Annotated in this window: 25 protein-coding genes; 23 read left to right on the forward strand and 2 right to left on the reverse strand. The window is 70.4% G+C overall.

Annotation, left to right across the window (positions count from 1 at the left end; genetic code table 11):
• Positions 1 to 22: 22 nt before the first annotated feature.
• The 12 genes from IEV86_RS14860 to IEV86_RS14915 all read left to right on the forward strand — a co-directional run bounded on the left by IEV86_RS14860 (position 23) and on the right by IEV86_RS14915 (position 10638).
• Complete coding sequence (locus IEV86_RS14860; protein WP_043601992.1) at positions 23 to 451, forward strand: hypothetical protein; 429 nt, start codon at positions 23 to 25, stop codon at positions 449 to 451.
• A complete protein-coding gene (locus IEV86_RS14865; protein WP_043601994.1) occupies positions 445 to 1347 on the forward strand; it encodes a hypothetical protein in 903 nt (300 codons plus the stop codon). The genes IEV86_RS14860 and IEV86_RS14865 overlap by 7 nt, the downstream gene beginning before the upstream one ends.
• A 22-nt stretch (positions 1348 to 1369) precedes the next feature.
• Complete coding sequence (locus tag IEV86_RS14870; RefSeq protein ID WP_052425748.1) at positions 1370 to 2053, forward strand: SAF domain-containing protein; 684 nt, start codon at positions 1370 to 1372, stop codon at positions 2051 to 2053.
• On the forward strand, positions 2053 to 2823 hold the full coding sequence (locus IEV86_RS14875; protein WP_043601998.1) for a CpaE/TadZ family protein: 771 nt from the start codon (positions 2053 to 2055) through the stop codon (positions 2821 to 2823). The genes IEV86_RS14870 and IEV86_RS14875 overlap by 1 nt, the downstream gene beginning before the upstream one ends.
• Entirely contained in the window at positions 2820 to 4256 is a 1437-nt protein-coding gene (locus IEV86_RS14880; protein ID WP_052425749.1) for a TadA family conjugal transfer-associated ATPase, read from the forward strand. The genes IEV86_RS14875 and IEV86_RS14880 overlap by 4 nt, the downstream gene beginning before the upstream one ends.
• Positions 4253 to 5134 (forward strand): type II secretion system F family protein, encoded by an 882-nt coding sequence (locus IEV86_RS14885; protein WP_043602000.1) that lies wholly within the window; start codon positions 4253 to 4255, stop codon positions 5132 to 5134. Before IEV86_RS14880 ends, IEV86_RS14885 begins: the two co-directional genes overlap by 4 nt.
• A gap of 164 nt (positions 5135 to 5298) precedes the next feature.
• Positions 5299 to 6018, forward strand: coding sequence for a type II secretion protein F (locus IEV86_RS14890; protein ID WP_188484736.1), 720 nt, complete (start codon positions 5299 to 5301; stop codon positions 6016 to 6018).
• A gap of 23 nt (positions 6019 to 6041) precedes the next feature.
• The gene (locus tag IEV86_RS14895) at positions 6042 to 6248 is read left to right on the forward strand and encodes a hypothetical protein (protein ID WP_043602002.1); all 207 of its coding nucleotides are present in this window, start codon (positions 6042 to 6044) and stop codon (positions 6246 to 6248) included.
• 7 nt (positions 6249 to 6255) lie between these two features.
• A complete protein-coding gene (locus IEV86_RS14900) occupies positions 6256 to 6699 on the forward strand; it encodes a TadE/TadG family type IV pilus assembly protein (protein ID WP_161784006.1) in 444 nt (147 codons plus the stop codon).
• Positions 6696 to 7130 carry a TadE/TadG family type IV pilus assembly protein gene (locus IEV86_RS14905; protein ID WP_043602004.1) on the forward strand — a complete coding sequence of 145 codons (435 nt, stop codon included), beginning with the start codon at positions 6696 to 6698 and terminating at the stop codon, positions 7128 to 7130. Before IEV86_RS14900 ends, IEV86_RS14905 begins: the two co-directional genes overlap by 4 nt.
• Before the next feature lie 26 nt (positions 7131 to 7156).
• The gene (locus IEV86_RS14910) at positions 7157 to 7579 is read left to right on the forward strand and encodes a pilus assembly protein TadG-related protein (RefSeq protein WP_043602134.1); all 423 of its coding nucleotides are present in this window, start codon (positions 7157 to 7159) and stop codon (positions 7577 to 7579) included.
• Positions 7576 to 10638 (forward strand): LysM peptidoglycan-binding domain-containing protein, encoded by a 3063-nt coding sequence (locus IEV86_RS14915; RefSeq protein ID WP_043602006.1) that lies wholly within the window; start codon positions 7576 to 7578, stop codon positions 10636 to 10638. The genes IEV86_RS14910 and IEV86_RS14915 overlap by 4 nt, the downstream gene beginning before the upstream one ends.
• A 69-nt stretch (positions 10639 to 10707) precedes the next feature.
• On the opposite strand, the gene IEV86_RS14920 is transcribed toward IEV86_RS14915, so the two are convergent.
• Both IEV86_RS14920 and IEV86_RS14925 read right to left on the reverse strand, forming a co-directional pair.
• Entirely contained in the window at positions 10708 to 10977 is a 270-nt protein-coding gene (locus tag IEV86_RS14920; protein WP_043602008.1) for a hypothetical protein, read from the reverse strand.
• A gap of 331 nt (positions 10978 to 11308) precedes the next feature.
• Complete coding sequence (locus tag IEV86_RS14925; RefSeq protein ID WP_152605509.1) at positions 11309 to 12700, reverse strand: hypothetical protein; 1392 nt, start codon at positions 12698 to 12700, stop codon at positions 11309 to 11311.
• Positions 12701 to 13238: 538 nt separating this feature from the next.
• On the opposite strand from IEV86_RS14925, the gene IEV86_RS14930 reads away from it, so the two are divergent.
• The 11 genes from IEV86_RS14930 to IEV86_RS14975 all read left to right on the forward strand — a co-directional run bounded on the left by IEV86_RS14930 (position 13239) and on the right by IEV86_RS14975 (position 24229).
• Positions 13239 to 13532, forward strand: coding sequence for a DUF6112 family protein (locus IEV86_RS14930; RefSeq protein WP_043602010.1), 294 nt, complete (start codon positions 13239 to 13241; stop codon positions 13530 to 13532).
• On the forward strand, positions 13462 to 14673 hold the full coding sequence (locus IEV86_RS14935) for a type IV secretion system protein (RefSeq protein ID WP_188484737.1): 1212 nt from the start codon (positions 13462 to 13464) through the stop codon (positions 14671 to 14673). The genes IEV86_RS14930 and IEV86_RS14935 overlap by 71 nt, the downstream gene beginning before the upstream one ends.
• Positions 14670 to 16091 carry an SCO6880 family protein gene (locus IEV86_RS14940; RefSeq protein WP_202595124.1) on the forward strand — a complete coding sequence of 474 codons (1422 nt, stop codon included), beginning with the start codon at positions 14670 to 14672 and terminating at the stop codon, positions 16089 to 16091. The genes IEV86_RS14935 and IEV86_RS14940 overlap by 4 nt, the downstream gene beginning before the upstream one ends.
• A 152-nt stretch (positions 16092 to 16243) precedes the next feature.
• Complete coding sequence (locus IEV86_RS18010) at positions 16244 to 16678, forward strand: putative type IV secretion/conjugal transfer ATPase (RefSeq protein ID WP_229734673.1); 435 nt, start codon at positions 16244 to 16246, stop codon at positions 16676 to 16678.
• Positions 16651 to 17355: a putative type IV secretion/conjugal transfer ATPase gene (locus tag IEV86_RS18015; RefSeq protein ID WP_229734674.1), complete on the forward strand. Its 705-nt coding sequence runs from the start codon at positions 16651 to 16653 to the stop codon at positions 17353 to 17355. The genes IEV86_RS18010 and IEV86_RS18015 overlap by 28 nt, the downstream gene beginning before the upstream one ends.
• Positions 17356 to 17366: 11 nt before the next feature.
• Positions 17367 to 18461 carry a DnaB-like helicase N-terminal domain-containing protein gene (locus tag IEV86_RS14950; protein WP_161784007.1) on the forward strand — a complete coding sequence of 365 codons (1095 nt, stop codon included), beginning with the start codon at positions 17367 to 17369 and terminating at the stop codon, positions 18459 to 18461.
• A 242-nt stretch (positions 18462 to 18703) separates the two neighbouring features.
• Positions 18704 to 20281 (forward strand): type IV secretory system conjugative DNA transfer family protein, encoded by a 1578-nt coding sequence (locus IEV86_RS14955; RefSeq protein WP_202595125.1) that lies wholly within the window; start codon positions 18704 to 18706, stop codon positions 20279 to 20281.
• On the forward strand, positions 20278 to 21522 hold the full coding sequence (locus IEV86_RS14960) for a transglycosylase SLT domain-containing protein (protein WP_052425753.1): 1245 nt from the start codon (positions 20278 to 20280) through the stop codon (positions 21520 to 21522). The genes IEV86_RS14955 and IEV86_RS14960 overlap by 4 nt, the downstream gene beginning before the upstream one ends.
• Before the next feature lie 64 nt (positions 21523 to 21586).
• Complete coding sequence (locus tag IEV86_RS14965; protein ID WP_081978405.1) at positions 21587 to 22423, forward strand: SMODS domain-containing nucleotidyltransferase; 837 nt, start codon at positions 21587 to 21589, stop codon at positions 22421 to 22423.
• 10 nt (positions 22424 to 22433) lie between these two features.
• Complete coding sequence (locus tag IEV86_RS14970; RefSeq protein ID WP_052425754.1) at positions 22434 to 23360, forward strand: S-4TM family putative pore-forming effector; 927 nt, start codon at positions 22434 to 22436, stop codon at positions 23358 to 23360.
• Positions 23357 to 24229: an SMODS domain-containing nucleotidyltransferase gene (locus IEV86_RS14975; protein WP_043602016.1), complete on the forward strand. Its 873-nt coding sequence runs from the start codon at positions 23357 to 23359 to the stop codon at positions 24227 to 24229. Before IEV86_RS14970 ends, IEV86_RS14975 begins: the two co-directional genes overlap by 4 nt.
• Positions 24230 to 24526: the final 297 nt, after the last annotated feature.

The following is a 24526-nucleotide window of genomic DNA, read 5'->3' on the forward strand; positions in this document are numbered from 1 at the left end:
CTCGCCGACGCCGACGCCAGCTGTGGACCCGGCCGTCGAGGAGGCAGAGGCCGCGGTCTTGGACGCGTACCGCTCGTACTGGTCCGTCTCCGTCGCGGCGCTCGCCGACCCGAGCGCGGACCTGCCCGAGGACTTCGACCGTTTCGTCGTCGACGAGGCGCGGGCCTCTCTCGTCGAGTCCGTGCTGCGCCTCGACCAGCAGGGGCTGGTGATGACGGGAGAACCGACGATCGACCCCGACGTCGCCTCCCTCGAGTTGGGAGATGCGCCTGAGGCGCATGTCGTCGACTGCGTCGACTCCACCGACTGGATTCCCACCTTCCGCGAGACCGGCGAACCGGCAGCCTCCGACGGCCAGAACGCGGTCGTCGAGGTCGAGGCCTGGGCGACGGTCTTCGACGACCGCTGGGTCATCAGGGAGGTCGTCGTCCACCGGGACCGGCCGTGCTGAGGGGCCTGGCACTGCTCGGCTGTGCCGCGGTGCTGCTCGTCCTTCCGGCCGCTGCCGCCCACGCCGCCGGGGAAGTCACGTGTCCGCCGCCTCTCATCATCTGCGAGGTGGAGGTCGAGGACCCCGGTGACCCAGGCAGCCCGCCCGACGATCCACCCGCTACTCAGGTGGGCGACGGCCAGTGCGTGACGTTCCGCGGCAACGTCGTCCCGTGCTGGCGCGCGGGCGCGGGATGGTTCAACGCCTCGGACTCCTGCTACTACCAGGTCCTCGAGCCGCAGCCTCCGGGCGATGACGCCGTCTGGGAGGGCAACTATCCCGACGGCGCCATCTACGACGTCTCCTGCGCTGAACCTCTCCTTGCACCGGGCACCAACGGCGGCTGGACATGGCTGCCCTCGCCACCGCCAGGCTTTGGCGGCGACCCCGCGCAGCTCGCCCGGCGCGCGGTCGACCAGATGGCGCTCGAGGGGCCGGCGATCCGCACCCCGCTCGCTGACGGTGAGGCCGGCACGGTCGGGATCCCGCTGTGGCTCTGGACCGAGCAGAGCGCGACGACGTGGGGGCCCAACACCGCCACCGCTTCGGTGCCCGGCCTCTCGGTCACCGCGACCGCCCAGGCGCGATGGATCGACTGGGAACTCGGTGATGGTTCGCGCATGCGCTGCGACGGCCCCGGCACTCCCTACATCGCTGGCCACGTCGAGTCGCCCACGTGCGACCACGTCTACACCGCTTCCTCCGCCGGGCGTCCTGACGACGCCTACATCGTCACCGGCACGACCACGTGGGACGTCACGTGGTTGGGCGGCGGCCTCTCCGGGAGCCTCGAGGTCACCCGGTCCGCCAGCACGTCCGTCCGCATCGGAGAGCTGCAGGTGCTCGGAACGACCTAGCACCTGCTGATCGGGAGCCACCATGGCCACCAGCACGGAGACGCACCGCCGGGAGACACCGGCGACGCCCAGCGCGGGTCCCCAGCGCCTCGCGCCGGTCGTTCCGCCCCGCGGTCGCCGCCGTCCCGGGCTCATCACGGCCGGAGTCGCCCTCTCTGCACTTGGAGCGCTCCTTGCCGTCTGGCTCGTCGCCTCGGCCGGTGACCGGACCGACGTCGTGATGCTCGCACGCGACGTCCCCTACGGAGCGGCGATCAGCGCCGACGACCTGACCACGACGGCCGTGGCGGTCGATCCCTCCGTCGCCACGGTCGCGGCCGACGGCGGCGCGGCCCTCATCGGCCAGCTCGCCACGTCGAACCTCGTTGCCGGGAGCCTCCTGGCTCCCTCCGACGTCGCACCCACCGGTCCGCCCGGACCGGGCGAGGCCCTCGTGCCCCTGCCGGCGACCGCGGACCGCCTGCCAGCTTCGGGACTCAGGGCGGGTGACCGTCTGCTCGTCGTCGACACCCCTACTCAAGCCGCCGACCCGCCGACCGAGGATCCGGAGACGTTCGAGGTGGTCGTGGCACGTGTCGGCTCGCCGGACCTCAACGGTGTGAGCGTCGTCGACGTCGTTGCGTCCGCCGCCGACGGTCCGGCGATCGCGGCACGCGCAGCCACCGGCCGGTTCGCGCTCGTCCTCCTCGCTCGCGAGGAGCCCTGATGGCCATCTTCACGCTCTGCTCCGCGTCGGGCGCGCCAGGGGTGAGCACCACCGCGCTGGCGCTCACCCGCACGTGGGCGGGTGCGGTACCGCGCCGGGGCGCTCTGCTCGTGGACGCAGATCCGGTGGGCTCGTCGTTGATCCCAGGGTTCGTCGAAGCGGGGATCCCGACCGGCGGTGGCGTCCTCGGCGTGGCAGCGGAACGAGCCGGTACGGCGGACGACGTCCTCCGCCACGCGGTTGCGCTCGACGAGGCCGCCACCTGCCTGATCCTGACGGGCGTGTCGGAACCGGGTCAGGCGCGGCCGCTCGGCGCGGTCTGGACCACCCTTATTGAGGTCGCCCACGAACTCGAGCGCTCGGAGCTCGACGTCATCGTCGACGTGGGGCGACTCGGCCACCGCTGGGAACCGCAGGCGCTCATCGACGCTTCGGACGTCGTCGTCCTCCTCACGCGCGGGACCCTGCCGGCGGTCGCTGCGGCGCGAGCCGCGCTCGCTCAGCTCCACACGCGGCGGCCAGCCGGGACGCCGACGCGGGTCCTCGTCGTCGGCCGGCCATCGCCGTACTCGGCGGGCGACGTGGCTCGTGCGCTCGACGTCGAGGTCCTGCCCGAGCTGCCCGAGGACGCATGGGCCTCACGCGCACTCTCCCTCGTCAGCCCAACGACGACGCGCCTGCGGCGGTCGGCACTGCTCCGCGCCGCGACTGAAACCGCTGCCGCCCTGGGGCACATCGCCACACCTGCGGGGCAGGTGAAGGCGTCATGACCGAGGACCTGCGCATCGCGTCACGGAACGGCCACCACTCGCCGGTTGCGCTCCCCCGAATCATCGACGGCGAGCGTGTCGCCCCCGGTGCACCGCCCGTCGACGTGGCAACCGTCCGGGACATCCGCAGGACCGTTGCCGAGGCGCTGGCGGCGCGCCTCCAAGCGGATGCCGTGCCTGACGCCGCAGCACGTCGAGAGCTCGCCCGATCGCTGCTCGCATCCGAGCTCAGCGCGCGCGCCCGGGCACGTGTGCAATCCGGTCTGGACCCGTGGCCGGTGGAGACCGAGATGGCCGTGGCCGCCGCCGTGATGGCCGCGCTCTTTGGGCTCGGTGGCCTGCAACCGCTCGTCGACGACCCGCTCGTCGAGAACATCGAGGTCGACGGGTGCGACTCGGTATGGATCTCCTACGCCGACGGCCGCGACCGCAGGGGTGAGCCCGTCGCCGACTCCGACGCCGAGCTGATCGAGCTCCTGCAACTGCTGGCGGCGCGCACTGGAGCCGACGAGAGGACGTTCACGTCCGCACACCCGTCGCTGCACCTCCGACTCGAGGACGGCTCCCGGCTCGCGGCGATGGCATGGACGACGCCGAGGCCGCACGTCGTCATCCGCAGGCATCGCGTCAAGGACGTCGACCTCGACGACCTCGTCCCGCTGGGCACCCTCGATGCCGTGCTGGCCGGCTTCCTCAGGTCGGCGGTCCGCGCCGGCAAGAACGTCGTCGTCACGGGACTGCAGAACGCGGGCAAGACCACCCTCGTCCGCGCGCTCGCCAACGAGTTCGGGCCGATGGAGCGTTTCGCGACCATCGAGAAGGAGTACGAGCTCCACCTGCACGACCTGCCCGAGCGCCATCCCCGAGTCGTCGCCATGGAGGCGCGGGAGGGGTCGACGGAGCGTGACGCCCAGGGCAGGCGCTCCGGCGAGGTGACGCTCACGGACCTCGTTACCGACGCCCTCCGGATGAACCTGCGGCGCATCATCGTCGGGGAGGTCCGGGGCGCCGAGGTGCTACCGATGCTCGAGGCGATGTCGACCGGGGACGGGTCGATGTGCACGCTGCACGCGCGGTCGGCGCAGCACGGCATCGACCGCATCGTCACGCTGTGCCTCTCGGCCGGGATCTCCATGACGGAGTCGTTCGCATACCGCCTCCTCGCGGGCTCGGTCGACCTGGTCGTCCACCTGAACCTGGTCGACGAGTCCGCGGACGGAGGCCCCAAGCGGCGCTTCGTCACCGACGTCATCGCCATCGAAGGGCTCGGCGAGTCCTCTCGTCCGGCGACGACGACGGTCTTCGGCCCGGGACAGGACGGACGGGCTGTGCCCCTCCATCGGCCGGCGTTCCTGCCGGACCTCGTACGGGTCGGGTTCGACGCGCGTCTGCTCGACGGCGACGCCTGGATCGACCGAGCGGGTGCCCGATGACGACCACCCTGCTCGCCGCCGCTGCGGGCATCCTCGTCCCGGTCGGCGTCGTCGTCTGCGTCGCCGGCATCCGCCGAACAGACATCCGACAGCGCTCCGCACGGTCGAACCGCCTCTCGACGGGGCGCTCCTACGTGGCCTCCCGGCGCGCACGACTTCTCGTTGCGCTGGCCGTCGGGATCCTCGTCTGGGCGGTCTCCTCGTGGCCCGTCGCAGGCCTCCTCGCCGCGGCCACCGTCATCGGACTGCCGGTGGTTCTCGGCGCGGGAACCAAGGAACAGCGCCGGATCGACCGGATCGAGGCGATCGAGGAGTGGACCCGCCGGCTGTCGGACGTCCTCGTCGCGGGAGCCGGCCTCGAGCAGGCGGTCACCACCTCGGTGGCGACCGCGCCCGAGGCGATCCGGCCTGAGGTCTCCGCGCTCGGTGCCCGGTTGGCGGCGCGCTGGCCCGCCGAACAGGCGCTCCATGCCTTCGCGGACGACATGGACGATGCCTCGGCCGACCTCGTCGTCAGTGCTCTCGTGCTCGCCGCCCGGCGCCGGGGCCCCGGGCTGTCCCGGGTCCTCGTCTCGGTCGCTGACTCCGTCGCCGAGGACGTCGCCGCCCGGCGGCGCGTGGAGGCCGAGCGCGCCAAGCCCCGAGCGACCGCCAAGGCAGTCACGCTGATCACCCTCGCCGTCGTCGCGATCGGCTCCCTCAACACGACGTACGTCGCGCCGTACCGAAGTGCGCTCGGCCAGCTCGTCCTTGCAGCCGTCGCCGTCGGCTTCGCCGCCTGCCTCACCTGGATCCACCGACTCACGATCTCCCCGCCCGAGCCACGGTTCCTCGGCGGCACGAGCGACGACGCCCTCTCCGCGAGGTGGTCGCGGTGATCGGCTGGGAGGTTCTGCTGGCTGGCGCCCTCGTGGGCGCTGGTCTCACAGTCGTCGCCGCCGGCCTGGTCCCGAGTCGCCCTGACCTGGCTGCGGCGCTGGCACGCCTCGACCCTCGGATCCTGCGATCGGAGACCCCGCCCCCCGCGGGAGCGCTCGCCGGTATGCGCGCCCGCACCATCCCGAGGCTCGTCGAAACACTCGGCCTGCGCCGCTTCAGCGCCGAGCTGGCCGTCACGGAGCAAACCGTCGAAGCCCTGGCAGCACGCAAGATCGGCTACGCCGTCGTCGGGCTGGCGTCCCCACCGGTGATGGCCGCTCTGCTGGCCTTGGTCGGGGTCTCCGCCCCACCGGTGCTGCCCGTCGGTGTCGGTCTCGTCAGCGCCGGTGTGCTGTCACTCGTGCCCGACGTCGAGCTCCGTCGGCGAGCCGCGACCGCGCGAGCCGCGATGCGACGGGCCACCTGTGTCTACCTGGAGCTCGTCGCGCTGGAGCGGGCCGCCGACGCCGGGGCCACGGAAGCCCTCGAACGCGCCGCCACCGTGGGTCGATCTCGGGAGTTCCAGCGCATCCGAGAAGCACTCCTCACCGCGGAGGTCACTGGTCGCCCGGCGTGGGACGGGCTCTACCGACTCGCGGATGACACGGGTGTCGTGGAGCTCGCGGACCTCGCCGACATCATGCGCCTGTCCGGCACGGACGGCGCCGCCGTCTACGGCACCCTGCGCGCCCGCGCCACGTCGCTTCGCACGCAGCTCCTCGCCACGGCGTCGGCCGACGCCAACGCGGCGTCCGAGCACATGACGATCCCCGTCGCTCTGCTGGGCGTCGCGTTCATGGCCCTCATCGCCTTCCCGGCCTTCGCACGCATCTTCACCGGATGACCCGACCGCACAAGGAGCCCGACATGCTGCAGACCATCGCCGCCCTCACCGTCCTCCAGGGCTACGTCACGACCGCCCGACGAGCCGTCCGACGCCGGCTGGGAGAGAACGACGTCGGCGCATCCACGCTCGAGCTCGTGATCATCGTGCTCGGGCTCATCGCCGTCGCGACCCTCCTCGTCGTGGCCATCACCGCCGCCGTCCAGCGCCGCGTCGACCAAATCACCTGACGTGGTCGTGTCCCGCACCTCCGGTCTCGACCGACGGACGATCCGCCCAGCGGTCGCGTCCGTGCGGCCACGCGACGACGGGTCGGTCACCGTTGAGCTGTCCATCCTGTTCCCGGCACTGCTCCTTCTCGTGACGGCGCTGGTCCAGTACGGCCTGTGGTTCCACGCCCGTTCGGTCGCACTCGCTGCGGCCCAGCAAGGGGTTGTGGCCGCAGCCGCCTACCAGGCGCCCCCCGGCGCCGGCGTCGACGGCGCGACTGCCTTCGTCGTCGCTCACGGCTCCCAGACGCTCCTCGACGCAGCCGCTACCCAGGACGTGCCGGCGCCCGGAACGGTCAGCGTCGAGGTCAATGGCCGGTCCGTCTCGCTCATACCCGGCGTGCTCGGTCCTGCCGTCGTCCAATCGGCCACCGCCCCGGTCGAGCGGTTCACCGTGGCAGGTGCGCCGTGACCCCGTTCGACGGACGCGATCGTGAGCGCGGAAGCGTGACCCTCGAGCTCGCCGTCCTGACGCCGGCGCTGATCCTGCTGCTGGGCGCGTTGGTCTTGGCTGGCCGCGTTCAGATGGCGGCATCGGCGGTCGAGCACGCGACCGCCGCCGCGGCTCGTGCGGCGTCGATCGAGCGCACTGTCGAAGGAGCCCGAGCGGCGGCCCAGCAGACCGTCGACCGGGAGACGGCCGCGAGTGGCCTGCCGTGCAGCTCGAGCGTCGTGCAGGTCGACCCCTCAGGGCTGGCTGCGCCGCTCGGGACGACCGCCAGCGTCACGGTCCGGGCGAGTTGCACGGTGACCATGGCGGATCTCGCCGTGCCCGGCCTGCCAGGCAGCCGAACGCTCACCGCGGAGGCCACCTCCGCCGTCGACAGGTACCGGACCCGATGAACGGGCTCGCGTGGGTGCGGGGGCGCATGCGTTCGAACGAGCCGGACGCGGGTTCGGTGACGGTCTTCGTCGCCGTGACGATGCTCGGACTGCTGGTGCTCTGCGGCCTCGTGGTGGACGGCGGCGCGAAGCTTCGCGCCGCACAGCACGCTGACCGCGTTGCATCCGAGGCCGCACGGGCCGCCGGCCAGGCGGTCGACCCGGCGGCTCTCGTCACGGGCGAGGTCACCATTGATCGGACAGCCGCCGTGCGGGCCGCCCAGGAGTACCTCGCGATGACGGGCGTGCCGGGCAGCGCAGCCTTCTCTGCCGACGGAACGGCCGTCGACGTGAACACCGTCGTCTCGGCGCGCACCGTATTCCTTGGCCTGGTCGGCGTCGACTCTCTCACCGTCACCGGCCACGGGCGCGCGGTTCTCGTCCATGGCGTCACAGGAGGTGGCACATGATCCAGCGCGCCGAGACCCAGGCCCGACGGCCCGATGCCCGCACGGCCGGCGACGTCCTGCGCGGGCTCCTGGCCACCGCAGCCATCGCTGCTTTCGTCATCGGTGTCCCCACAGCCCTCATGGTCGTCGCCCCGGTGCGAGTGCCCACCTCGCTTCCGACGTGGAGCGGCCTCATCGACGCTGTGAGCCGACCCGATGACGGAACCCTGCTGCTCGGCGTCGTCACCGTCATCGCGTGGCTCGCGTGGCTGGCGTTCGCGCTGCCGCTCGTCATCGAGATCGTCTCCTCGATCCGCGGAGTGCGAACGCCGCACCTCCCCTCGCTGGGCCACGCGCAACGACTTGCGGCCGGGCTCGTCGCTACCGCTGGACTTCTCATGACGACACCGGTCGCGACGGCCTCAGCCTGGGCACCAAGCCACCAGAACGCTGCACCGGTGGCGCCTCAGCTCCTCCCCGCCGTCACGGCCGCTCCCGCCCCAAGCCCGACCGCTCCAGTGACCGACTCCGCGGTCGCACCCGCCGCGGAGGACAGCCAGGAGCGCCTGCCGTCCGTGACCGTTCTCCGCGGGGACACCCTCTGGGACCTCGCTGAGCGGCACCTCGGGTCCGGGCACCGGTACGCAGAAATCCGCGACCTCAACCTTGGTCGCCTGCAACCCGACGGCCGAGCACTCACCGACGCTCACTGGATCTACCCCGGCTGGCGACTGCTGCTGCCGGCAGACGCCGTCGGGGTCCAGAGCTCGAGTGAGTCGACGGCCGACGCGACGGCGCCGTACCGGGTCGACGCCGGTGACACGTTGTGGGAGATCGCAGCCGAAGAACTGGGTGACCCACTGCGCTACGCGGAGATCGTCGACCTGAACGTCGGGTGCCCGCAGCCGGACGGTGAAGCGCTGCGGGATCCGGATCTCATCCGGCCGGGTTGGGTCCTGGAGCTGCCCGCGACCCCGGCACCGATCGAGGTGACGGGGCCGTCGACGGTGCCGTCCACCGATGACGCCCGCGATGACGGGCCTGAACTCCGCGATGACGGCTCGAAGTCTGTCGATGACGGGCCGCTGAAGGGCGCCGTGCCCCACGAGCCCGGCGATGACGCGGTGGGCGCCGTCGATGAGGGAGCCGAGACGACTGATGACGCAGCGCCAGGTCGTCACCTGGCTGTTCCGCCCGTCGAGCAGGCCGATGTGGACGATGGCGACGACGACAGGACCACGGGGAGCGGCGACCAAGGCGACGTCGAGGCACAGGAGCTCGTCCTTGGACTCACGGCGCTCGCAGCGACAGGGATCGTCGGCGAGCTCGCGCGGCGGCGTCGCATGCAGCAACGCGTCCGCCGGGTCGGCCGGCGGATCCCGTTGCCAGTCCCCGGCTCATCTGCCGACGACGCCGAGCGAACCATGCGCGCCGCCGTGCCCCCAATCACGATCCCTCGCCTCAAGGCATCGTTCCTCGATCTGGCGACGCGTTGCTACGAAGCCGAGCGTGACCTCCCGCGCGTCGGCGCCGTCACCGTGACACCTTCCGCCGTCGTCCTGCACCTCACCGAGGACGACGACGGCCCTGTCAAGCCGTACACGGCAAGCGACGCGCGAACGTGGATGGCACCCCACGAGGCGCTCCCCGACACGACCGCCACCGAGGACTCCGATCGTCCAGAGCCGTTTCCCGCGCTGGTGACTCTCGGGCACACGTCCGAGGGAACGGTGCTCGTCAACCTCGAAGCGGCTGGCACGCTGACCATCGCCGGGGACGAAGAGGCCGCCACCGAGATCCTTCGCGCGCTCGTCGCCGAGCTCGCCACCTCCGACCTCACGGGCCGCATCGGCCTCGTCGCCAGTCCTGAATTCGAACCGCTGGCGCAGGCGTGCGACCCGGCACGCCTCCAGATCGCGCCGGTGGAGGCCATCGCCCTCACGGTCGACCGGCGACTGCACGAAGTACGCCGTGCCACCGCGGACGCGGGAGTGGACGACACGCTCCAGGCCCGGTCAGACCGCATCGTCGGTGACGTCTGGCTCCCGGTCGTCTTCGTGACCACCGCCGGGGACGCGGCGGTCGCCGAGCCATGGAGCGGAAGCGCCGTCGTCGCGGTCGGCTCACCGCGAGTCGGGGACTGGACGCTGACTGCGGACGGCACGGATGCGCGGCTCAGACCTCTGGAGATCGGACTCGCGCCTCAACGGCTGACTCTCGAGAACTTCGACCGCTTGGTGGAACTGCTGACCGTCGCCGCTCCACGGACGGACGGGGAGACCTTGGCGCGCCGCGAGCCTGTCGAAGTCGAGATCGTCGAGGCGCTCGCTGCGCTTCCGGCTGCCGGCGTGAACGAGGAAACGAGTGACGACGACAGCGGCGGAACTGGCGGCGCCCGCTCGGCCGTCCGGATCGGCGTGCTGGGGCCCATCACCATCGATGGACTGCCGGGCGGCGCCGGCGTACTGAGTCGGCGCTCGACCGAGCTCCTCGTCTACCTCGCGCTACGGGGCCGAGCCACGGGGCCGGAACTGGACGAGGCACTCTGGTACGGAGCGCGCGTCGACAAGCAGACGCGCAACAGCCTCGTCTACCGGACCCGACAGCGCGTCGGCGCGGAGGTCCTGCCAGTCGTCGGCGCCGACGGCATCTACCGGCTCGGCGATTCTGTGACCAGCGACTGGGCGGCGTTTCAGCGGCACGCTCGCCGCGGTCTTTCCGCCGGGGTCGATCGAGTCGATAACCTGCGCGCTGCCATGGACCTCGTGCGGGACCGCCCGCTCCTCGGCGTCCGGGATTCCGACTACACGTGGGCCGAGCACGACATCCAGCACATGATCAGCGCAGTTGCAGACGTCGCCCACGTGCTCAGTCGGCTGCTCCTTGAAGGCGGCGACGCCCGGGCAGCGCTCGAGGTAGCAACGAAGGGCCTTGCGGTGGATCAGTCATCGGAGCTACTGCTCAGCGACGCCCTTGAGGCAGCGATTTTGACCGACGACGCGACAGCGATTGACCGCCTCCGGGCGCGGCTGGCGGACGATATTGACGTTCCTCTCGTCGAGTACACAGGTCGGTCCTAGTGTCCTCGGCATCCACACACCCGGATGTCTGACTTCAACCACGCCCGCCTACCCGCCTTCCACCACGGGTCACCGAGTCGTGTTGATCTCGAACGTCCGCAGATGGTCGCCGTATAGGCGGGTGGTTGGGAGACTCGGATCGAGCCGGGCAACGATCTGCTGGTACTCGACGAGGGAGTCGGTGACGGTGAACGCGTGAGTGAGGTCGTCGCGCCTCGCCGCCGCAGCCACGAACGCCGCCCAGGTGCTGGTGTCGAACAGGCCCGTAGCAGGCCGCCGCAGGGATCGACCGGCCTTCTCCAGCCACCTCCTCGATGCGCTCGCCCCGCGCGCCGGCACGCAACCAGAGGGGAGGCGCGATTGCCCCGAACCGGCGTCGGAGCGAGACCAGCGTGGGGTCCTCGTAGGTGAGGGTGAAGAACTCGGCGTTCTCGTGGAACCCGTCGGCCATTGGGAACTGTTCGACGAACCGGTAGTCGCCTGTCACCCGAGTTCCGGTCGTCGCGGCGCCGGCGCCAGCAACGCGGATGCGCGGCTTGGTGATGTAGCCCCAGATGGACGGTGGTCGTCCCGAACCCGCGCACTGGGCACGTGGCGAAGAGCCATCGTCGGCGGTGGATCAGGGGCGGCACACTCCGGAAGGTCCCCGCCGACGGCAAGTCCGACGTCGTCATGCGCGGCGCAGAAGACCTGTAACGCCAGCGAGGAGGAGAGCCGTCAAGATCCAGGCAAAGGCGCGCAAGGCGCTGAGTGCGCCCACCAGGGCGGGCCCCTCAGGCTCCCAGTGCTCTGCAGTACTGGTCGCCGCGGCGGGCAGCGTCGCGCCGAGCGCATATTCGAACGGTTGGAAGCAAGGGTAGCTCGACTTGATCTCAGCGCAGGACGTCGCCCCCGTTGGCCTGACTGGCCCAGGTTCACTCGACGAGAGGCTCGCTTCGAGCGCGTCCTCCGGCGCCGTTGGGATGAAGGAAGCCGAGGCGGCTATCGTCAATGCGAGCACCACAGAGAAGACGATGGCTAGCCATCCAGCGGCAAGCATCGGGTAGTACCCGTACCCCGCAAGCGCGCCATAGGCCCAGCGAAGGGGCTTGGCGTACCAAGGAACGAACCGCGTACCGCGATGAGCGGCAGCAGCTCTCAGCCGGCGCGCTTCTGTGGGTTGCCCTGAACGATCGAGGACCGCCGCCACCTCATGCCATGGCTGAGACGAGTACGTGGGGCCGGAGTCGAGCCAAGCTCGCGCCGTTCGCCAGTCATCATGCACCGGTCCCTCTATAGCCCGGATCGTCCACCCTGTCGCCTCCAAGGGCTCAGGAAGGACTGGCCCTGTCATGAGTGCACCAATATCGGCGTGTGCGAGGTTCGCTCCTCCTTTGGCCTGCGCCGGTCGCATATAGACCACGCCCACCGTCGCCGCTTCCAGGCTTAGCGCCTCGACTCGATCGCTGCGGATCGTTGCCCCGGAAAGATTGAAGTCGCCAGCAACGCGCGCGTGTGCGGCTCGGATGCCGCCGCTCAAGACCGCACCCCTGAGCAGGACGCCACCGTCGATCCGTGCATTATTCAGCACCAGCGCAAGATCGCTGCGGCTTGTCACATTGGCGAGGCTTAGACTCAGCTGGCCATTGATCTTGACCGCAATGGCATGAATCTGTCCTTGCACTACTGAGCGGCGAAGTCGCACGTCACCATCAACCTGGGCATTATACATCGCCAAGGCGTCGCCATTGGGATTAACAAGCGTTGACTCCGCGAGGTCGAGAGGCCCAAAGATCCGCGCCCCGGCGACGCGGACCTCGCCCCTAGCGCTCAGACCTCGCAAAAATAGACCCCCGCGAATCTCGGATTCGTCGAGGACCAATGCATGCCCGCGAACGTTCGTGAAGGACGCCGCGGCCAAATCTGCCTGGCCGGCGATGCGCGCGTTTACAACGCTGACCTCGCCGATTGAATAAAGGTTTCGCCATGCCACCGACTTGAGTTCGACCTCGTCCGCATTTAGCCCGGCAATCCTGGACCCTGTAAGGGCAAGTAGCGGCAGGCGCGAATGCTCGATCGACATGGCCTCTGGGACATCACACCGGATCAGGCTGAGCGGGACTGCGGACTGGATCCACCCGAGGTCAAGTGGACCATCGATTCGGGCGTGGCGGATCCTCAGGCCTCGCGGGCTACAGGTACGCGTGCCTAGTGCGGCTAGCGCAGCGCGCAGCGCGTCTGCGGGCACGACGTGTCGGTCGTCCCATGCAGCCGTCTCCGCAACTGTGAGTCGCCGATCAGTCCTGATCCCGCCAAGGTCGAGTGTGTCGCCATCGACTGCGGCGGCCACCATGGAGTCCGTCCATTCGGTGACGCTGCGCGCTCTGTCCATCTGCACATGATGGCGGCTCGGACCGGCTTGTCACCGCGCGCTCCGGCGACTGTCGCGCCACCGACGCCTCCGTCCCGGCCGCTGCCTTTGCCCTTGACCCGTCCCCTGGTTGCTGGCGCTAGGTCCGCCTCGGGGATCGGCACGTCTTCGCTCGGGCGCCGCACACCTCATGTCAGCCCAGCGAGGCGGGATCCCACGGAAGAGGTGGAGTTCGATCATGTTGCGACCAATGGACCTGGCGCTTGTCGGCACCGACCCGGGCATCAGTCCGAACGAGGACGGGCTCCCAGGGCTCCCCGTGATCCGGTCGATCGTGGGCGCCCTGCTGACGTGGGGCCTCGTGGCCTGTGTCGCCGGGCTCGTTATCTCGGTCATCGTCTGGGCCCTCGCCCACCAGCAGGGCAACTACCAGTACGCACAGGGCGGCAAGTCCGGCGTCGTCGTCTCGGCGGGTGGCGCGCTGCTCATCGGCGCGGCCAACGCGATCGTCGGCTTCTTCGCCGGCCTCGGGGCCGGAGTCTGACGTGGCGACGACCGAACTCGACCCGTGCGTCGGACCGATCGTCTTCGTCTGCGACCTCGTCTCGAACGCTGCAGGCTCCGCCCAGACCGCCGCATCGGACTACGTGCTCGGCGGAGTCGCGAGCGCCTTCGTCGACGCGGCCGCGTACCTCGGCGAGATGGCGCTGCGCCTGCTCGACTCCTCGACGGCAGTCGACCTCTCCGCCGCATGGCTCCGTTCGAACATCGGCGTGATCGCTTCGGTGACCCTGCCGCTCGTTGTCGCGCTCTTCGTCATCCAGGTCATCGGATCGGTCCTTCGGCGCGAAGGCGCGGGTCTCGGTCGTGCCGTCGTCGGGGCGGGCAAGGCCCTCCTCGGCGGCGCTTTGGCCCTTGCGGTCACGCAACTCGCTCTCACGGCCGTGGACGAGCTGTGCGAAGCGGTCGCCAGCGCCGCCGGGACGACCGTCGGCACGGCCGCGGCCCAGTTCTTCAACTTCACCGCCCTGGCATCGGCACAGTCCCCCGGCGTGCAGCTCATCATCGGCTTCCTCCTATGCGTGGCGTTCCTGCTGCTGTGGGGGGTGCTGCTCTTCCGCAAGGCGGCCCTCATCCTGATCGCCGTCTTCGCGCCCGTGGCCTTCGCCGGCTCGGCGTGGGACCAGACGCGCGTGTGGACGCGGCGGTGGCTGGAGATCGTCGCGGCGCTCGTGTTCTCGAAGCTCGTCATCGTCGTCGTCTTCGTGGTCGGAGCCTCAGCCTTCAGCGGCACGGGCCCGGACCTCACGGGCACGGATGAGGCGACGCCGGACGCACGGTCGTTCTCCGACCTGCTCGTCGGCCTGCTCCTCATGGCCATCGCGCTGTTCGCACCCTGGCTGACGTGGCGGTTCGTGCACTGGTCCGGCATGGAGGCCGCCAGCCTCATGCACCAGAACGTCGCGGCGAACCCGATCTCGCGCGCCGGGCAGGCGTCCGGCCGGACAGCCCGGGTCGCGGCACAGCATGCGGCGCTCACGATGGTGACGCGCGGTGTCGGCTCCGGCGCCGCTGGCGCCCGGGGAGGCCGCGCTGCCGCCACGATCAAGCCCGTCGCGGCAGCGCCACCGCCCACCGCGCCACCGAAGTCCGGTGGGGCCTCCGGTAAGGCGACCGGGTCATGAGCGCGGCGACGTCGACGCTGGACGCACCGTCGGTGCGCTTCGCCAGGCGTGAACGCCGAGGAGTGCTCCTCGGTCTGGGTGGAGCACAGGTCGGCGTCCTCGGCATCGCGGTGTTCGTCGCCGTCGTGGGCGTCTACTCCGCCGGAGGTGTCGGGCTCGCTGCCTCTGCCGCACTTTGGCTCCCGCTGACCGTGTTGGCACTCGCCGGGGTCGGCGGACGGCCGCTCGTCGAGTGGGTGCCGGTGTGCAGCGCATGGGCCGTTCGTCGGCTCGCCGGTGGAGCTCGGGAGGTCACGCCACCGGTCACGCGCCCGGAGCTCGCGCTGCCCGGAGTGGGTGCGATCCCGCTCGATGTCACGCCGACGCTCGGCGCAGCCCTGCTCGTCGACCGGCGTGGTGGGTCGGTCGTCGCCGTGGCATGCGTCAGCGGCCGCGGGTTCGTACTCGACGACCCGGGCACGCAGACCTTGAAGGTCGACGGCTGGGGTCGCGCGTTGGCCGCCCTCGGTCGTCGACGCGCGGTCCGCCGGGTCCAGCTGATCCTGCGCACGGCGCAGTGTGGTGAGACGTCCGTGCACCGGTGGTGGAGGGAAAACGCCGTCAGCGCCGGATCGTCGGCCGGCTCGGTGCTCGCGGAGCTCATGGCCGACGCCTCCTACGCGACGCGACGACCGGAGGCGCTGCTGGCAATCGCCCTGCGGCCACCGCACGGCGCGCTGAGACGACTCGGCCACTCGGACATCGTCATGCTCGAGCAGGAACTGACGTCCGTGGCGGACGCGCTGAGATCCGCGGACGTCGACGTCATCGCCTGGACCACACCGGTCCAGGTGCACGCCTTGCTGCGCTCCGCCTACGACCCGGCGACGTGCCCGCCATTGGGCACCGACGTCGCGACCACCGCGCCGCCGGCGATGGGAGTCGCAGAGTCGTGGAACCACATCACGACGGACGGCGCGGTGCATGCGACCTACTGGATCGCCGAGTGGCCGCGCGCGGAGGTGCACCCGGGCTTCCTCCAGCCGCTCGTGCTGTCGCCCGACGTGGTGCGGACCGTGACGCTCATCGCGGAGCCGCTGCCGATCGCCGCGTCCCTGCGCGAGATTCGGCGGGCGAAGGCTGAGCACACTGCCGACGCCGCACAGCGTGGCCGCATCGGACAGGTCGAGGACGAGTCGATCCGCGCCGAGCTCGACGACCTCCTGCGTCGCGAGCAGGAACTTGTCGCTGGCCACGGGGACCTCCGCTTCACCGGACTGGTCACCGTCTCGGCACGCACGCTCGACGAGCTCGACGCCGCGTGCGGCGCGACCGAGGCCGCTGCCGCACAGGCCTTGTGCGAGATGCGCCGGCTCGTCGGCCAGCAGGCGACCGCCCACCTGGCCGCCGCCGTCCCGCTGGCCAGGGGTGTGCTGTGATGCGCCGCGGGGCTGCACCGACGACGGCGCCACCGCGCGGTCGTCTCCGCCTGGCCGGATCGCTGCACCTGCCCGCCCACCGGGCGTCATCGATCACCCTTGCGGGCGCCTACCCGTTCCTCGCCGGACCACCCAGCACGACGGGGCCGCTCGTGGGTGTCGACGCGATGACCGGCGGGCCGTTCTGCTTCGACCCGTGGGCGCTGTACACGGCTGGCGAGCTCACCAACCCGAACACTGTGCTCGCCGGCGTCATCGGTCAGGGCAAGTCGGCGCTGGCGAAGTCGCTGGCCGTGCGTGCCATCGCCACCGGCCGGCGCGTCTACGTCCCTGGCGACCCCAAGGGTGAGTGGAGCCCGGTCGCCGAAGCCCTCGGAGGCGCCGTCGTCCGCCTCGGGCCTGGCCTGCCGACCCGCCTCAACCCCTTGGACGCCCACGGCATGGGCGCAACTGAGGCGCACGCACCCCGGCTTCGGATCCTCGGTGCGCTCGCCGAGTTGACGCTGCGCCGCGAGCTCCGTCCGTCCGAGCACGAGGCCCTGGAAGCGTCTCTGACTGTGTGGAGCCTCGCCCGGAGCCAACCCTGAGCGACGTCGTCGACGCCCTCGCGATCCGCGCGACCGCCGACGGCGACGGCGACGGGCGCGACCTTCTCTACGCGCTGCGCCGGCTGGTCCGTGGTGACCTCGCCGGGATGTTCGACGGGACGTCCACCCAGCGGCTCGACCGGGCTGCACCCATGACGGTGCTCGACCTGTCCAGGCTCGGTTCGGACGACGACGCTCTCGCGGTGGCGATGGCGTGTGCCTCAGCCTGGCTCGAGCACGCCCTGGTCTCGGGAACCGCGAAGCGCTGGGTGATCTACGACGAGGCGTGGCGCCTTATGCGATCCGTACCGCTCGTCCGGCGAATGCAGGCCCAATGGAAGCTCTCCCGCGCCTACGGGATCGCGAACCTGCTGGTGCTGCACCGACTGTCCGATCTGGACGCCGTCGGGCGCGCCGGTAGTGAGGCACGGGCGCTGGCCGAAGGCCTGCTCGCAGACTGCTCCACCCGCATCGTGTACCGGCAGGAGAATGACCAGCTGGAGGGGACGCGGAGGGCGTTGGGGCTCTCGACGGCCGAACGCGACATCCTCACCACGCTCCCTCGTGGGACGGGCCTCTGGAAGATGCCCCGCCGCAGCCACGTCGTGCACCACCACCTGACGGCGAGCGAGCTCACGCTGTTCGACACCGACGCCGCCATGCGGGATGAGCCATGATCCGCCCCGACATGGTCGCCGTCCTGGCCGAGCGAGCGCTCCTGGGATCCGTGCTGCTTGACCCCGAACCGCTCTGCAGCTTCCGGACGTGGCTGCGCCCCTCGGACTTCACTGACCCGCAGCACGGCCAGCTGTTCACTCTCCTGTGCGAGCGGCAGATCGCGGGGGACCCGATCGACCCGATGACCGTCGCGAGCGCGCTGGCGGGGCGGTTGGTCGGCTCCTCCCCCGGCGTCATGGTGCACGACTGCCTGGCGGCCGTGCCCGCCGTCGCGAGCCCGCAGTCTTACGCGCGCATCGTCGCGGAGGCCGGGCTGCGCCGCGAGATCGCGGGGCTCGGTGTACTGCTGCGCGCCGGCGCCCTGCAGTCATGGTTGTCACGTGAATCGGTCCCGATGACGTCGACGTGCGCCCTAGTCGACGCCGCGCTCGTGTCCGTTGGCCGTAGATGGGACGCGGCTGCCGGCGCACCGCGCCCGCTCCAGTCGCCCACCCCGATCCAGCTGAACGCGGCGTTGCGCAACCCCAACCTTCGCGTGGGCGCCGACAAGCTGCTGCAGGCGCACCCTGACCGGGACGTCGCCGCCGAGCACCTCCACGAAGCGATCCTCGTCGGCAGCCTGATCGCCCACCCGAAGGACGTCGCCGCCGTCGGCAGCCACCTGCCGCCGCAACGGATCTCCTCCGCGCCGTGGCGCACCGTGTACGGCGCGACCCTCGAGCTCGCAGAACTGGGCCAGGCCGTCGACCTCGTGACCGTGGCACACGCGACGGCGCGGCTGAACCACCACGGCCAGCCGACGCCGTCCCTCGCGGAACTCCTCGAAGTGACGGACGCCGCCCGCCACACCGCGCCGCGGACGGCGGAACAGGCGGTGTGGGTGGACCAGCTCCGGCGGATCGCGGACAACGGCGCCGACCAGCTCCTCAAGGGCGCAGCCAACCCCGGTCTCAACGTCGCCGACCTCATCGATACCGGTCGCCTCGTCACGACGGCGTTGCGCGACGGCGCCGGCATGCTGCCCGAGCGCGTGGGCACCGACAGCGCCCTCGTTGGGCAGCAGCGAGCTCCGCAGGCCACTCGACATGGACCGGCCGCCGGATGAACGCCCATCCACTCCGGGCGAGCCACCCGCCGACCTCGCGCGCCGCGGGCGGGCTCGATCTGACCGGCTGGGCGTTCGCCGCCGGCGCTGCCGTCCTGGCGGTCGGCAGTGTCCTGTGGTGCGGGGCCGCGCTGGCCTGCCTGCTCACGGGACGACCGGCACCCGCCGGAGGCGTGCTGGACGCGTTACGCGCGCTCGGAGCCCTCGGCAATCCGGGTTCGGCATGGCCGGAGCCGTCGGAGATGCCGGGTCCCGTCCCGTACTGGTTCTGGACCGGGGCGGTCATCGCTACCGCTGCCCTAGCGACATGGCTGGTGTTGCGACTCGCGAACCGCTGGACGGGCGACGCGACAGGTCCTGCCGCCGTGCGGTCACTACCCGGTCTCGCCACACCCGGCGAGGCCGCCGCAACCGCCGGTCGGCGCGCACTGGTGCGGCGTGGCGCCATCGTCCGCCCCTCCACCGGCAGCCGACCCGCACCCGAACAGGTGGGTTACCGCCTCGGCCGCTCCGGGAGCCGAGATCTCTGGTGCTCCGTGGAGGACTCGGCGCTGCTGGTGGGGCCGCCCCGGATGGGGAAGGGCCTGCACGTCGTCATCCCGTGGGTCTTGGACGCCCCCGGGCCTGTCGTGTCGACGTCCACGCGACCGGACACACTGGCGGTGACGATGCACGCGCGGTCGCGGCGCGGGCCGGTGGCGATCTTCGACCCGCAGCGCCTCGCCGACCTTCCCGGTGGGCTGCGGTGGTCCCCGGTGCGAGGCTGCGAGACACCCCGCACGGCGCTCGTCCGCGCGCGAGGGCTCGCCGCGGGCGCGGGGTTCGGGCGCACCGTGTCGGACTCCGACTTCTGGGCCGGACAGACCGAGACCGCGCTGCGTTGCCTGCTCCACGCCGCCGCACTCGACGGGCGGCGCGCCGTCGACCTCTACCGGTGGTCTCTGAACCCGGTGCTAGCTGAGGACGCCGTCACGACGCTCAACCGCCATCCCGCGGCCGCGTCCGGGTGGGCCGACGCCCTCGAGGCCGCGATCCACGCCGACCCGCGCACGCGCGACTCGGTCTGGCTCGGGGTCCGCCAGTCCCTCGCCGCCCTCGCCGACCCCGACGTCCTAACTGCCGTCGACCCCGCCCCGGGCGAGGAATTCGACCCCGCCGGCTTCCTCCGCGACTCCGGCACCCTGTACCTGCTCGCCTCAGCCGTGACTTCCGGCTCCTGCGCACCGCTCGTCGCAGCGTTCGTTGAAGACATCACCGAGACCGCCCGCGCCCTGGCCGCCCGCTCCCCCGGCGCGCGCCTGGACCCACCGCTCCTGCTGGCGCTGGACGAGATCGCCAACCTCACACCTCTGCCGTCCTTGCCGCAGCTCATGGCGGAGGGCGGAGGGTCCGGCATCACCACACTCGCGGTGCTGCAGTCGCTGGCGCAGGCGCGCAACCGGTGGGGCGAGCATGCCGCCGACGCCATCTGGGACGCCGCCACCGTCAAGCTCGTCCTCGGCGGGCTCGCCAAGTACCGCGACCTCGATGACGTCGCACGTCTCCTCGGCGAACGCGACGAACTGACCGAGACCCGATCCCAGGGGCCCGGTGGTGAGCGATCGACGTCGACGTCGGTCCGCATGGTTCCGGTGATGCCCCCGTCAGTGCTCCGCACTCTTCCCTTCGGCACCGGTGTCCTGCTCCTGCGCCACAGCAGACCCGTCGTCATCGACCTCACCGCCTGGAATGCACGCCGTGATGCAACGGCACTGCGGGCGGACCAAAAGCGGGTGGAAGCCGCCACGGGCGGCTCCGCCCTCGGAGAGGAAGCATCGTGATCAGGAAGCACATCGCACTCGGCGGAGCAGGGTGCATCGCCATCCCAGCCATCGCCGTGCTCACCGCCATCGGCGTCGGAGCGGGGGCGACGGCGTGCATCGGAACCTCTGCGGGCGGCGCGCTGGCGCCGGACGCGCCCGTGCCCGTGGAAGCGCGCACGTGGATCCGTGAGGCCAAGGCGGCGTGCCCGGACCTGCCCGAGCCGTGGATCGCGGCGGTCATGGCGCAGGAGTCCGGCTTCCGCCCCGACGCCTACGCCGACGACGTCAACGGAGGCACGTGGGGCCTGTTCCAGATCAACGAGTCAATCTGGACCGGCGTCTACGGCCACGGGTTCGACGCCGACCTCGACGCCGACGGCGTCCGCGACATCGCCGACCCGTCGATCCACGCACGCGTCGGCGGCGAGTACTTGTGCGACCGCCTGGGCGGAGTCCGCGAGATCCGCGCGGATCACCCCGACTGGGCGTCGTCGCGCCTGCCCGTGCTCGACGCGCTGATCATCGCGCACAACGCCGGCGAATCGAGGCTGCGCACCTACCCCACCATCCCGACCATCACCGCGAAGTTCATCGAGAACGTCAACCGCCGCGTGGCCGAGTGGAGTGCCGTCCCCGACGCCGGCCTCCGGAGCGAGATCTCCGACGACGCCGCCGGGACCGGCCCCACAAACGCCCCGACGCCCGAGCCGTCTGGCCCCCTGGACACCTCGGGCGTCGGGTGCCTACCCGGTCTCGGCACCGGCGACGTCGTCGTCCCGCCCGGCACCCCGCACGACGTCGCCACGGCCGTCCGCACCGCGATGTCGTACGTCGGTGTCACCTCCGGATGGCATCAGCTCTGCGACCGCCTCGCCTGCCGCGCCTACGGCTACGTTGGGTCCGGCTACCCCACAGCAGCCGAGCACTGGCGGCAGATGGTGGCCACGGGCAACGCCCATCCCGACGACGCGTGCCCACCGCTCGGGTCCTTCGTCTTCTGGCGCACCGGCAGACCCGCCGGCCACGTCTCGGTCGTCGTGCAAGCCGACCCGGGATGCGACCCGGAGAAGATCATGGTGACGTCCAACGGTGCCTTCGACTCTGCCACCGGCAACCACGGCGGCGTGTACCTGCTCTCCTTCGCCCGGCTCAATGCCGGATACGTCAACGGCACGGGGTACCTCGGCTGGTCGAACCCCGTTTGCCAGGGCGCGAAGCTGCCCGAGGGCACTCAGCACCCCGCGCCCTCCCGCTGGTGACGTCATGGTCGGCGCCCGTCACAACGCCGTCCTGTGATCAGCACAGAGCACTATGGTCGTTCTTGTGACCGTGACCTCGTGGCTCTCGGACCTCGACTCGCTGTACACGCCCCTGCGCAGCCAGTTCGACGCCGCAAGGAGCCACGAGGGCTCGATCGAGTCCCGGCTCGACTACATGCTCGGCGTCTACCGGATGTTCGAGATCGGGTCGCTTCGTCACGGCACGGGTGTCTGGCGGCGCAGCGACGCAGACTTCCTGGTTTCCCTCAGGGGCAGCAAGCCCGCCAACTCGACTTCGATGCTCACCCGGGTGCGCGAAGCGCTTGTCGGTCGCTTCACGAACACTACGGTCTCGGTACGGAGCCCTGCCGTCGTCTGCAACTTCTCCGACTGCCGGGTCGAGGTAGTCCCTGGCTACCTTGCGGATGCTGACGCTCACCACGGGTACTGGATCGCCGATCCGGCTTCGCCCGGCGGGTGGATGAAGACGTATCCAGAGGCGCACACCGAGTACGTCAATAGTGTCAACCGCAGGTTCAGCGGCGGGGTGAAGACCCTGGCCCGCCAGCTCAAGGTGTGGAAGTACGAGCGAAGCGTGCCCGTCTCATCGTGCTACCTCGAGATGCGCGCCACGAAGTACATGAGCACACAGGACTCCTACGTGCCCATCTACGACCTCGGGTTCGCTCTCCGTGAGATTCACCGAGCCGGTCTTGCCGCGATGAATGATCCGACCGGCCTCGGGGCACGCTTCACCGCCTGCTCGTCGACAGCCACGATGTCGGACGCTCTGTCGAAGCTCTCGCAGGCGGCTGCACGGGCCGACAAGGCTATCGACCACCACCGCAGTGGGAACGAGGCCCTCGCGATCGAGCAGTTGAAGCTGCTCTTCAACAGGTAGCCCGGCTCCGATGGCACACACCACCTACGCGCCGCCCGCAGCCGCTGACATAGCGAAGGCGCAGAACGCCGACCCGAACTTGAGGCTCCTGCTCGCCCAGAGGCGTTTCTACTCGCGGGCCAAGCGCTGGGCGGGCGTCCGCGGGATCGGCACCGGGATCATCGCAGTCGCAGCGCCCCTGCTCGCCGCTTTCGTCGCGTCAGCGGCGGTCCCTGCTGCGACGACAGCAGCGATCTGGTACGTACTCAGCCGCGTGCTGTTCCGACACCTTGAGCGCCGTGACGCGACCCGGGGCGCCTCCGTGCAAGAGCAGTTCGACACCGCGATCTTTGGAATGCCGCCGATCGCCGTCCGCGAACCTCGGGTGCTCCCCGAGGACGTCACCCGAATCGTGGGAACGCGCCGGCGCCCTGCCTACGCGGTCGAGCGGTTGCGGAACTGGTACCCGATTCAAGAGGGCGTACCGGGGCGTATCGCCATTGCCATCGCGCAGCGAGCAAACGTCTCCTACACCCGCCGACTCCTCGAGAGACATGCGACCCTTTGGCTATGGGTCCTGGTCGGATGGTCACTCGTCGCAGTGATCATTTCGCTGCTCGCACGTTTCAGCTTGGCGACGTTCCTGCTCGCAGTGGCGATACCCGTATTGCCGCCCCTGGTGGATGCCTGGGACGAGTACGTGAGCGTGCGTGCGGCTAGTCGCGAACGGGAGGCGCTGGCGAACGAGATCCACGACGCAATCGCGGCCGACGCCGCCGCGCCGATTCCGCCCGAGCACCTCGTCGCATGGCAGTCGCAGCTCTTTGCTCTTCGGCGTGACGCTCCCCTTGTTCCGGACTGGCTCTACGGGCTCCTGCGACGCGGTAATGAGGCTGAGATGTCAGAGGCTGCCGAGACAATCGGCAGGACCGCTCAGCAGGAGGAAGGCAACCAGTGACACTCACGACCGCGCAGGCGTTCACGCAGTTCCTGGGGGACATCAGTGCCACCGAGTACCAAGAAACGTCGATCATCCAAGCACGAAAAAGGACGGTAGACGACCGGCTCTCCGAGAAGTTCCCGAGCGCCGCGGACATGCCGTACTCGGAAGGCGTCCTGATGGGCTCCGCGGCGAAGGGCACCATCATTCGCCCCTTCGATGACATCGACGTGCTCGCGGTCTTCTCGAACGTAAGCAACGCCTGGGCTAAGTACCAGTGGGACTCGAAGGCCTTCATCTACCGGATCCGCGATGCGTACTCTGGCCTCTCTATCCAGCAGGTCGGGACGCGCGGCCAGGCTGTCCGGGTGTTCTACAAGACCGGTGGCCACGTGGATGTCGCGCCTGTCTTCGCTGCCGGGGATGGCGTGTACAAGTTGCCCAATGGGAGCGGCGGGTGGATCGACACGGCGCCGGGGATCGCCGGCCAGTGGTTCGCTAGACGCAATCAAGAACTAGGCTACAACCTCGCACCAGTCGTTCGACTCGCGAAGTCATGGAACCGCGCCCACTCGAAGCGAATGCGTTCGTTCCACCTGGAGACGGTCGCGGGCTCCGCGTTTAGCAAGATTGGCAGCAATTACCGCGAGGCGCTGGAGAAGTTCTTCGAGTGGGCACCGCGCCACCTGCACGTCAACGACCCCGGTGGGCATAGCGGTGACCTGTGTACATATCTGACTTGGAGCGCAGAGCAGTCGTTACGGCAGTCACTGGAGTCTGCAGCCGAACGAGCACGGAGGGCACGTGCCGCCGAAGCGGACGGAGACCACGCGGAGGCGAAGCGTCTTTGGAAGATCGTGCTCGGTGACGACTTCCCGGCCGCGTAGGAGGCCTTCGAGCGCGCGGCCGCGTTGCCAGAAGGTCGGGCGAGCGAAGGAGAGCACTCACCGTCTCCCGCGGTGTTCTGCAGCGCGGCACCCCGTTCGCGCCACCCACTCGGCGAGCCTCGGGCGTGCGTGTCCGAGGCGCTCGTGCCAGGTGAGCGGGGCGTCGGCGTGCGAGGTAGTCGCGTACGCGCCCTCCCAGGCGAGGTGAAGAGCGGAGAGCTCCTCAATGAGCTCCCAGTGCTCTGCCCAGCACTCGGGGACGTACCGGTGGTCGAGGCGGTAGTGGCCGATCAACCA

It is taken from the genome of Cellulomonas carbonis (assembly GCF_014636275.1).
Classification (GTDB): Bacteria; Actinomycetota; Actinomycetes; order Actinomycetales; family Cellulomonadaceae; genus Actinotalea; species Actinotalea carbonis.